At 73.1% G+C, this 8,802-nt stretch carries 10 protein-coding genes; 3 read left to right on the forward strand and 7 right to left on the reverse strand.

The features are described 5' to 3' along the window. Positions 1 to 129: 129 nt before the first annotated feature. From ACFV9H_RS23080 to ACFV9H_RS23095, 4 genes are all read right to left on the reverse strand, one after another. Positions 130 to 315, reverse strand: coding sequence for a hypothetical protein (locus ACFV9H_RS23080; RefSeq protein WP_385401261.1), 186 nt, complete (start codon positions 313 to 315; stop codon positions 130 to 132). Between the two features lie 76 nt (positions 316 to 391). Next, positions 392 to 1,270 carry an SDR family oxidoreductase gene (locus ACFV9H_RS23085; protein ID WP_385401263.1) on the reverse strand — a complete coding sequence of 293 codons (879 nt, stop codon included), beginning with the start codon at positions 1,268 to 1,270 and terminating at the stop codon, positions 392 to 394. Further along, on the reverse strand, positions 1,267 to 2,181 hold the full coding sequence (locus tag ACFV9H_RS23090; protein ID WP_385401265.1) for an alpha/beta fold hydrolase: 915 nt from the start codon (positions 2,179 to 2,181) through the stop codon (positions 1,267 to 1,269). The genes ACFV9H_RS23085 and ACFV9H_RS23090 overlap by 4 nt, the downstream gene beginning before the upstream one ends. Beyond that, the gene (locus tag ACFV9H_RS23095; protein WP_385401365.1) at positions 2,178 to 3,899 is read right to left on the reverse strand and encodes a flavin-containing monooxygenase; all 1,722 of its coding nucleotides are present in this window, start codon (positions 3,897 to 3,899) and stop codon (positions 2,178 to 2,180) included. Before ACFV9H_RS23095 ends, ACFV9H_RS23090 begins: the two co-directional genes overlap by 4 nt. A 137-nt stretch (positions 3,900 to 4,036) precedes the next feature. On the opposite strand from ACFV9H_RS23095, the gene ACFV9H_RS23100 reads away from it, so the two are divergent. Beyond that, on the forward strand, positions 4,037 to 4,765 hold the full coding sequence (locus ACFV9H_RS23100) for a MerR family transcriptional regulator (protein WP_385401268.1): 729 nt from the start codon (positions 4,037 to 4,039) through the stop codon (positions 4,763 to 4,765). Here the strand turns inward: ACFV9H_RS23100 and ACFV9H_RS23105 are convergent. Continuing rightward, complete coding sequence (locus tag ACFV9H_RS23105; protein WP_385401271.1) at positions 4,747 to 5,550, reverse strand: exodeoxyribonuclease III; 804 nt, start codon at positions 5,548 to 5,550, stop codon at positions 4,747 to 4,749. The genes ACFV9H_RS23100 and ACFV9H_RS23105 overlap by 19 nt on opposite strands. 38 nt (positions 5,551 to 5,588) lie before the next feature. Here ACFV9H_RS23105 and ACFV9H_RS23110 point away from each other — a divergent pair, with 38 nt between their 5' ends. Beyond that, the gene (locus ACFV9H_RS23110) at positions 5,589 to 6,080 is read left to right on the forward strand and encodes a GNAT family N-acetyltransferase (protein ID WP_385401274.1); all 492 of its coding nucleotides are present in this window, start codon (positions 5,589 to 5,591) and stop codon (positions 6,078 to 6,080) included. 160 nt (positions 6,081 to 6,240) lie between these two features. Here ACFV9H_RS23110 and ACFV9H_RS23115 read toward each other — a convergent pair whose 3' ends face one another. Together ACFV9H_RS23115 and ACFV9H_RS23120 are read right to left on the reverse strand one after the other, a co-directional pair. After that, positions 6,241 to 7,602 (reverse strand): CoA transferase, encoded by a 1,362-nt coding sequence (locus tag ACFV9H_RS23115; protein ID WP_385401277.1) that lies wholly within the window; start codon positions 7,600 to 7,602, stop codon positions 6,241 to 6,243. Further along, entirely contained in the window at positions 7,589 to 8,191 is a 603-nt protein-coding gene (locus tag ACFV9H_RS23120) for a TetR/AcrR family transcriptional regulator (protein WP_385401280.1), read from the reverse strand. The genes ACFV9H_RS23115 and ACFV9H_RS23120 overlap by 14 nt, the downstream gene beginning before the upstream one ends. 19 nt (positions 8,192 to 8,210) lie before the next feature. On the opposite strand from ACFV9H_RS23120, the gene ACFV9H_RS23125 reads away from it, so the two are divergent. After that, positions 8,211 to 8,669 carry a DUF6463 family protein gene (locus tag ACFV9H_RS23125; protein WP_385401283.1) on the forward strand — a complete coding sequence of 153 codons (459 nt, stop codon included), beginning with the start codon at positions 8,211 to 8,213 and terminating at the stop codon, positions 8,667 to 8,669. The last annotated feature ends 133 nt before the right edge of the window (positions 8,670 to 8,802 follow it).

An 8,802-nucleotide genomic window follows, 5' to 3' on the forward strand; every position in this document is an offset into this window, starting at 1 on the left:
ACAAACCCCCCCGCGGGTTTGGGGGGGCCTGGGGGGGGGGCGCCCCCCCCGGCCGGGGGGGGCTCCCCGCCCCTCGGCGCTGTGTGCGGGCCCGGTGGCGGGCAGGCCGTCAGCGGTTCGGCGGTGCGGTCAGGCGTCGAAGTCGTCGTCGAACCTGGCGCGGGCCTTGTCGGCCTGCTCCTGTCCCCGCTGCTTCGCCTTGTCCTCGGCCCGCGAGGAGCGCTGGGAGGCTTCGCCCTTCGCTCCGCCGAGCTTCTCCTTCGCCTGCTGCGCGAGCTGCTCGGCCTTGTCCTGGAACTGGTCCTTGATACCCATGCTTTTCACTCCATGAGGGGTGTTGGTGGTTGGGCCTCGACCAGACTTGCACGGGAGGACAAAGCTCGCATTTTGATCAATGGCTCTGTGTGCGTTCCTTCTCGTCGGCGGCCCCACCGGCCCCCACAAGTCCCTTGGAGACACCGCCCAGTCGCGGTTCGAACCGCTTCATCTCGCGCTGCCCGACCGTCGCGATGATCCCCGGCAGGTAACCGCGCATCCCCTGCATCCCGCGCAGCCACCACTGCGCGTACACGTGCGCCGAGCGCCGCTCGATGCCCGCCACGATCCGGTCGACGGCAGGGCCCAGCGGGTAGGTGCGGTTCGACGGCCACGGCAACCGCTGACGCAGCTCCCGCATGACCTCGTCCTGATCGGCGCCGCGCACCATGTCGGTGTCGGTCCAGGAGAGGTAGCCGACGCCGACCTTGACGCCCTTGTGGCCGACCTCGGCGCGCAGGCAGTGGGCGAAGGCCTCGACGCCCGACTTGGAGGCGCAGTACGCGGTCATCATCGGGGCCGGGGTGATCGCGGCGAGCGAGGCGATCTGCAGGAAGTAGCCGCGGCTCTCCATCAGTACGGGCAGGAAGGCGCGGGCCGTGACGGCCCCTCCGATGAGGTTGACCTCGATGACCCGGCGCCAGGCGTCGGGGTCCGAGTCGACGAACGGCCCGCCGGCGGCCACGCCCGCGTTGGCGACGACGATGTCGACCTTGCCGAAGCGCTGCTTGACCTCCTGCGCGACGCGGGCCATGGCCTCGTGGTCGGTGACGTCGGCGTACCAGTGGTCGCTGTCGGTGTGCAGCCGCTCGGAGACCTCCTTGAGGGCCTCCGGCTCCAGGCCGACGAGCGCGATCTTCGCCCCGCGCGCGGACAGCTTGCGCGCGAGCAGTTCGCCGACCCCGCGGGCGGCGCCGGTGACGACGGCGACCTGGCCTTCCAGACTCCTGCTCATCCCGTCTTCTCCTTCATGTGTGCGTCTACGAGGTCGCTGATCGCGTGGGTGACGGCCTCGGGGGCCTCGATCGGGGTCATGTGCCCCATGCCGGCCAACTCCGTCAGCCCGACGCAGTTCGGCAGCGCGGCGGCCAGGCCACGGGCGTGCGTGATCGGGGTGAGCCGGTCGACGGTGCCGCCGATCACCGCCGTGGGCACGGTCAGCGCGGCCAGGTTCGCGTCGAGGTCGAGCCCCGCCAGCACCTCGGACCACGCGTGGCGCACCTTGGTGGGGCAGGCGTGCACGATACGGGCGCACGCCTCGACCCGGTCGGGGGCGGAGCCGGGGCCCATGGTGGCGTACTTGAGGACCTTCCGGGCCACGGGCGTGACCGGCCCGAGCGGGGCGCGGGAGCCGAGCACCACGCCGGTGATACGAGTGCGCGCGCGCCCGGCGCGCAGCGGCAGCACCCGTGCCTCCTCGACCAGCCGGGAGCTGCCGGTGCTGCACAGCAGCGCGGCGGCGACGCGCTCGGCGAACTCCGGCCGGCCGGCCGCCGCCATGATCGTCATGCCGCCCATGGAGTGCCCGGCGACGACCGCCCGCTCCCCGGGGGCCAGGGCCGCCCCCAGCACCGCGACGAGGTCGTCGGCGAGGGCGGTGGTGCTGTGGGCGGCACCGGCGGGGCTGCGGCCGTGCCCGCGCTGGTCGTAGGCGACGACCTTGTGGGTCTTGGCCAGCTCCCGCACCTGGGCCGCCCAGAAGGCGGTGGAACAGGTCCACCCGTGCGCCAGCACCACGGCCGGCGCCCCCTCCTCCCCGTGCACCTCGACATGCAGCCGGGCCCCGTCGGCGGACACCGCGACGATCTCCCGCCGCGCGGCGGGCGGGGCATAGCGCCCGGAGGTGACGTACCCCACCCGACTCATGCCGCACCCTCCACGAAGCCGGCCTCACCGGCGGAGGCCAATCCAGCCTCGCCGGCGTTTGAGGCGCGGGGGTCCGGGGGCAGAGCCCCCGGCGACGGCGCCGCACCGGACCCCGCGGAGCCCCCGCGGGAGCGACGCGGCTTCGGCGCAGCGGCCGCAGCCCCAGCCGCAGCCCCAGCCGCGACCGGCACCCGCTCCCGGTCACGCTCACGTTCACGGACCCGTACGACCTCGTACTCCGCCAGATCGACGCTCCGCGTCTCCCGCCGGAACTCCCCCGTGGTGCCCGGCCACACCGTCGTGTTGCGCCCCTGCGCGTCCAGGTACCAGCTCGTGCAGCCACCCGTGTTCCACACGGTCCGCTCCATCCTCGCCTGCACCTGCCGGTTCCACTTGTTCACCGCCGACGGCCGCGCCGCCAGCGCGACCCTCCCGCCCAGCACGCCCAGCTGCCGCAGGTAGTCGGCCATGTAGTTCAACTGCGACTCGATCATCAGGATCATCGAGCTGTTCCCCAGCCCGGTGTTCGGGCCGATGATCGTCATCCAGTTGGGGAAGCCGGCCGCGGTCGCCCCGCGCAGCGCCTGCATCCCGTCCTTCCAGGCGTCCGCGAGGGTCTGCCCCTCCGCGCCCACCACCCGGTCGGCGATCGGCATGTCCGTGACGTGGAAGCCCGTACCGAAGATGATCGCGTCGACCTCGGTCTCGGTCCCGTCGGCGGCGACCAGCACCGAGCCGCGGATCTCCTTCAGCCCGGAGGCGACCAGGTCCACATTCGGCCGGGCCAGCGCCGGGTAGTACTCGCTCGACAGCAGGATCCGCTTGCAGCCGATCCGGTACGAGGGCGTCAGCTTCGCCCGCAGCGCCGGGTCCTTGATCGAGCGCGCCATGTTGGCCTTGGCGAGCGACTCGATCAGCCCGAGCTGGTTCGGCCGCTTGGTGAAGGCGCTGACCTGGAGCTCCCGGATCCCCCACAACAGCCCGCGCCGCGCCGCCCGGGTGAAGGGCAGCTGACGGTGCAGCCACCGCTCGACGGAGCTGATCGCCCGGTCGGTGCGCGGCATGACCCACGGCGGGGTCCGCTGGAAGAGCGTCAGCCGCTCCACGTCGGGGGCGACGGCGGGCACGATCTGGATGGCGGAGGCGCCCGTACCGATCATGGCGACCCGCTTGCCGGCGAGGTCGTAGTCGTGGTCCCAGCGCGCGGAGTGGAAGACCTTGCCGGGGAACTCGGCGAGCCCCGGGACCTCGGGCATCTTCGGGTCGGACAGCGGCCCGGTGGCGGAGACGACCACGTCGGCGGTGAGGTCCCCGCCGGCGGTCTCGATCTCCCAGCGCAGCTCGTCCGTGTCCCAGCGCATCATCCGGACCTCGTGGTTCAGCCGGATGTGCCGGCGCAGCCCGAAGGTGTCGGCGACGTGCTCCAGGTACTCCCGGATGGCCGGCTGCCCGGAGAAGGTGCGGGGCCAGTCCGGATTGGGCGCGAAGGAGAAGGAGTAGAGGTGGGAGGGCACGTCGCAGGCGCACCCGGGGTAGCTGTTGTCGCGCCAGGTCCCGCCGACCGAGTCGGCCCGCTCCAGTACGACGAAGTCGGTGATCCCCTCGCGCCGCAGCCGCACGGCCGCCCCGAGCCCGCCGAACCCGGACCCGATCACCGCCACGCGCACGTGCTCACGTACGTGCTCACGCCCGTGCTCACGCTCGCTCCTGCCACCCATGCCGCCCATGCCGCCGCCTTCCGCATCTGCAACACTGCCAGCAATCACTGGCACAATCGGGAGAGTAGAGCAGCCCCGTACTCATGGGTAGGGGTCGCGCGCGGAAAGTTACCGGCAGTACGCCATAGGCTGCGACCGTGGCGAAGGAAGAGACGGAACCAGACACAGTGCGTGAGTACCGTACGGAGGAACTGGCCGAGGCGGCCGGCATCCCCGTGCGCACCCTGCGCTTCTACCGCGAGCGCAAGCTGCTCCCGCCGCCCCGCCGCGAGGGCCGGATCGCCTGGTACGACGAGCACCACCTGGCCCGGCTGCGCACCATCGCCGCCCTGCTGGAGCGCGGCCACACCCTCGGCGGCATCGCCGAGCTCACCGCCGCCTTCGAGAGCGGCCGCGACGTCGGCCAGCTCGGCGAGCTGCTCGGCATCGGCTGGTCCGAGGAGACGCCCGTCCGGCTGTCGCCCGAGGCCCTGGCCGACTACTTCGAGGGCGAGGTCACCCCGGAGAACCTGGCCGCCTCGCTCGACCTCGGCTACCTGGCCGTCGACGGGGACGCCATCGTGCACGTGAGCCGGCGCCTGCTCGACGTCTCCTCGGCCCTGGTCCGCGAGGGCGTCCCGCTGGCGGCCGTCCTGGAGACGGGCCGCCAGGTCCGCGCGCACGCGGACGCGATGGCGGCCCTCTTCACGGAGCTCATCGCCGCCCACATACCCGGCGAGGACGCCCCGACCCGGCTGCGCCCGCTGGCGAAGAGCGTGGTCGAGGCGGAGCTCACGATGGCGATGGACCGCCTGCTGGCCACGCCCCCGCCCCCGCCCCCGCCCCCGCCCCAGAACCAGACTCAGACTCAGGCCCCGAGCTCGTAGACCACGGTCACCGGCGCGTGGTCGGACCACCGCTCGGGGTGCGTCTCGGCCCGCTCGACGAAGGCCTTCACGGCCTTCGCGGCCAGCCCCGGGGTCGCCACCTGGAGGTCGATGCGCCAGCCGGCGTCGTTGTCGAAGGCCCGCCCGCGGTAGGACCACCAGGAGTAGGGGCCCTCGGTGTCCGGGTGCAGCTCCCGCACCACATCCACGTACCCGGCGTCGTCGTACACCTTCCCGAGCCATTCCCGCTCCTCGGGCAGGAAGCCGGCGTTCTTCCGGTTCGTCTTCCAGTTCTTGAGGTCGACTTCCCGGTGGCAGATGTTCCAGTCGCCGCACACCACGACCTCACGGCCGTCGGCCGCGGCCCGCACCTTCAGCCCCTCCAAGTAGGTGAGGAACTCGCCCATGAACCGGTACTTCTCGTCCTGCTTCTCGGTCCCGGCCTCCCCGGAGGGCAGGTAGAGGCTGGCCACGGTCACGCCGGGCAGATCGATCTCGACGTACCGACCGCTCGCGTCGAACTCGTCACTTCCGAAACCGACCCGCACCCGCTCGGGCTCCCGACGCGAGTACAGCGCGACCCCGGCCCGCCCCTTGGCGGCGGCCGGCGCGAACACGGTGTGCCACCCCTCGGGCTTCCGGACCTCCTCCGGAATCTGCCCCTCCTCGGCCCGCACCTCTTGCAGGCAGACCACATCGGCGTCGGAGCCTTCCAGCCACGCCCCGAAGCCCTTCTTGGCGGCGGCGCGGATTCCATTCACGTTTACGGAGGTCACGGTGAGCATCCCAGCACCATAGCCGGACCGTTCCGTACGATATTCGAATGTCTCACGGTATAAACCTCCGCGCCGTGCCGTACGACCACCCGGACGCGGTCAAGCTCAACGACCAGGTACAGCTCGAGTACCGGGAGCGATACGACGGCGAGGGCGACGAAACGTTTCTCGACCCGGCGATGTTCGTGCCGCCGAGGGGTCTCTACCTGCTCGCGTACGACGCCTCGGGCGCCCCCGTGGCGAGCGGCGGCTGGCGGAGCCAGGAGAAGAACGACGAGGGCTACTCGGACGGCGACGCCGAGCTGAAGCGCATGTACGTCATCCCGGAGGCCCGCGGCCTGGGCCTGGCCCGCCGCATCCTGGCCGCCCTGGAGGACGACGCCCGCGCGGCGGGCCGCACCCGCATGGCCCTGGAAACGGGCGACCAGCAGCCGGAGGCGATCGCCCTGTACCTCTCCGCGGGCTACACGATGTCGGCCAAGTTCGGCTTCTACCGCTTCTACGACTCCAGCCGCTGCATGGCGAAGCCGCTCCGCTAGCGCCGGCCCCACCGGGGAAACCCGGCCCCGCCAGGTAAAGACAGCCCCACCCACCGGGGGCAACTCCAGCCCCGCCGGCGTTTGAGGCGTGGGGGTCCCCCGGGACGAAGTCTGGGGGGAGGGTCCGGGGCGGAGCCCCGGCAGCGGCACCGCACTCGCCCTACCGCGGGAGCCAGACGGCCTCGTCCGCGCCCCAGCGGGACGGCCCGCGCCCCCAGTCCCCGAAGGGACTGGCGGCGTACCGCAGCACCCCGTACCCCGACTGCGCCTCCCGCAACCACGCCCCGGCCGTGTACTCCGGAACGGGGGCCGCCGAGGCACGGGGCAGATCCCGGGCCAGCCACGACCCCATCCCGGCGAGCGAGAACCGCAGCCCCCGCCCACCTCCCTCCGCCAGCGCCCGCAGTACACCGGCCGCCACGAGGTACCCCGTCCCGTGGTCCAGCGCCTGCGCCGGCAGCACCCCCGGCACCCCGTCCGCATCGGCGCAGGCCGCGGCGATCCCGTACCCCGCCTGCACCAGCGAGTCGAACCCCCGTCGCCCGGCCCACGGGCCCCACCCGCGCCAGCCCCACGCGCAGAGCTCGGCCACCACCAGCCCGGGCCACCGCTCCAGCAGCTCCGCCGCGCCGAGCCCGTACCGTTCCAGCGCCCCCGGCCGGTATCCCGTCACCACCACGTCGGCCTCGGCCAGCAGCCCCTCGAACACCGCCCGGTCCCCCGCCGCGGCCAGGTCCAACAGCGCCGACCGCTTCCCGAAGCCGGTGTCCGCGTACGCGTCGTCCGCCTCCGGCAGCCCCGGCGAGTCGATCCGCAGCACGTCCGCGCCCATCAGCCCGAGCGTCCGCGTGGCCACCGGCCCGGCGATGACCCGGGTCAGGTCCAGCACCCGCACCCCGGCCGCGGGCAGCCCGGCGGGGCCCGGCCCGAGCGGCCGCCCCCGCGCGCCCGATACCCGTACGGGCTCCATCAGCGGCTGCGGCTCCCCGTACGAGTCGGTCACCGCGACGGCCAGCCCGCCCTCCGCGTACACCGCCTCCTGCACCTCGACGGCCCGCCGCCCCGCCACCGCGGCCCGCAGCGCCCGCGGCGTCGCGGACGGCAGCCCGAGCGCCCGTACCAGCGCGGCCTCATGGTGCGGGTAGTTGGCGTGCGTACGCACCCAGCCGTCCGCCGCCGGCCAGAAGCCCGACAGCGGCGCGAAGGTCACCGGCGCCCGCCCCGCCACCCGCAGGTGCCGCTCGCTGACGAACGCCGTCGCGACCGCGCCTTCGTCCACCACGAGCGGCGCCACGTCCTGCGCCCCGCCACCCGCTCGTACGGCGGCCAGCTCGGCCGCTGCCAGCGCGCACGCCCCGACCGTGGCCCGGGCCAACTCCGCCACCGGAAGCGGACCTTCGCCCAGGTTCCCCGCGCCCCGGTACCGCACGCGCCCGGCGATTTCCGGCGCCCCACCCAGGGCGGCCCAGGCCTGGGCCGTACCCGTGTCGTCGGCCCGCCCACCCTCATCAGTGATCGTCATGGGCCCATTCTGCGATCCCGGCCGCCACCATCGCGGCGATGCGCGGGGCGAGGGCCGGGCCGGGGGGCTGGGCCAGCAGGAACACCCAGGCGAAGACGGTGCCGAGCACGGCCGCGTGCACCATCGCGGAGTCGGGCATCCCCGTCAACTCACCCCGCTCGACGGCCCGTTCCAGCAGGGCCGTCACCTGCACCCGTTCCCCGGCGATGAAGGTGTCCTGGAAGCGGGCGGCGATCTCGGGCTGCTGCTTCAGATCGGCGAGCAGGCCCGGGGTCGCGGCGAGGACGACGGGATCGGAGAAGACCGCGAGGACCAGGCTCGCGAGCGCGGTGAGGTCCCCGAGCAGCGTTCCGGTGTCCGGCAGCGGCTCCGGTTCGCCCCCGTGTACGAGCGCGGAGAAGACCAGCTCGCCGCGCGAGGCGTGGCGGCGGTAGATGGCCGCCTTCCCCACGCGCGCCTTGGCGGCCACGGCGTCCATGGTCAGTGCGGCATATCCCACTTCCGGCACCAACTCGCGTACGGCCGCACGGATCGCGTCGTCCACTCGGCCGTCCCGCGGCCGGCCGGGGGGTTGCTTCGAAGGCTCCACTGGAGCATCATACGGAACTATGAGTATCGGAACTACAAGTACCGTAATTACTCCTCCCAGCGCCGCGGCCGCCGCCGGCGAGGCCCGCGCACGCACCCTCACCATCTGGGCGGGGCGCAGCACCGTCGTCATCGGCGTCGTCCACATCGCCGTCTTCCTCGTCCAGACCTGGTCGAGCTGGGGCGACTGGCTCACGGGCCGGCTGCACGGACCGACCGCCATCGAGGACCCCGCGAACCTCGACTCGCTCCGCCTGTTCTGGGCCCTGCCCGGCAGCTTCGCCGTACCGCTGGTCCTGCTCGGCCTGCTGTTCATCCGGATGGCCCGCACCGGCCAGGAGGTCCCGCGGTACCTGGGCTGGACCCTGGCGGCATGGGTCATCCTCTGCGGCTGGATCCTCGAGCCCTCCGGCTTCCTCCTCGGCCTCGTCCCGACCGCCCTGCTCCTCCTCGCGCACCGTGCGCGCCGCACGGGCTGACCCCGGGCTCACATACAGAACCGCGCCGTCCGGAAAGTCCGGACGGCGCGGGCGGTTGGGTGTGGGGGCCCCCCGGATGGGGGTGAGGGGGGGGTGTTAACCCTAAAGGGGGGGGAAACAAGGGTGGGACACG

Source organism: Streptomyces sp. NPDC059874 (genome assembly GCF_042731135.1).
Classification (GTDB): domain Bacteria; phylum Actinomycetota; class Actinomycetes; order Streptomycetales; family Streptomycetaceae; genus Streptomyces.

What these genes read in the sequence shown, in the direction of transcription:
- ACFV9H_RS23090 (WP_385401265.1), bottom strand. Translation starts at nt 2,181, where the DNA reads ATGAGTCGGGTGGGGTACGTCACCTCCGGGCGCTATGCCCCGCCCGCC.
- ACFV9H_RS23125 (WP_385401283.1), top strand. Translation starts at nt 8,211, where the DNA reads ATGAGTATCGGAACTACAAGTACCGTAATTACTCCTCCCAGCGCCGCG.
- ACFV9H_RS23080 (WP_385401261.1), bottom strand. Translation starts at nt 315, where the DNA reads ATGGGTATCAAGGACCAGTTCCAGGACAAGGCCGAGCAGCTCGCGCAG.
- ACFV9H_RS23105 (WP_385401271.1), bottom strand. Translation starts at nt 5,550, where the DNA reads ATGCTCACCGTGACCTCCGTAAACGTGAATGGAATCCGCGCCGCCGCC.
- ACFV9H_RS23095 (WP_385401365.1), bottom strand. Translation starts at nt 3,899, where the DNA reads ATGGGTGGCAGGAGCGAGCGTGAGCACGGGCGTGAGCACGTACGTGAG.
- ACFV9H_RS23110 (WP_385401274.1), top strand. Translation starts at nt 5,589, where the DNA reads ATGTCTCACGGTATAAACCTCCGCGCCGTGCCGTACGACCACCCGGAC.
- ACFV9H_RS23115 (WP_385401277.1), bottom strand. Translation starts at nt 7,602, where the DNA reads ATGACGATCACTGATGAGGGTGGGCGGGCCGACGACACGGGTACGGCC.
- ACFV9H_RS23085 (WP_385401263.1), bottom strand. Translation starts at nt 1,270, where the DNA reads ATGAGCAGGAGTCTGGAAGGCCAGGTCGCCGTCGTCACCGGCGCCGCC.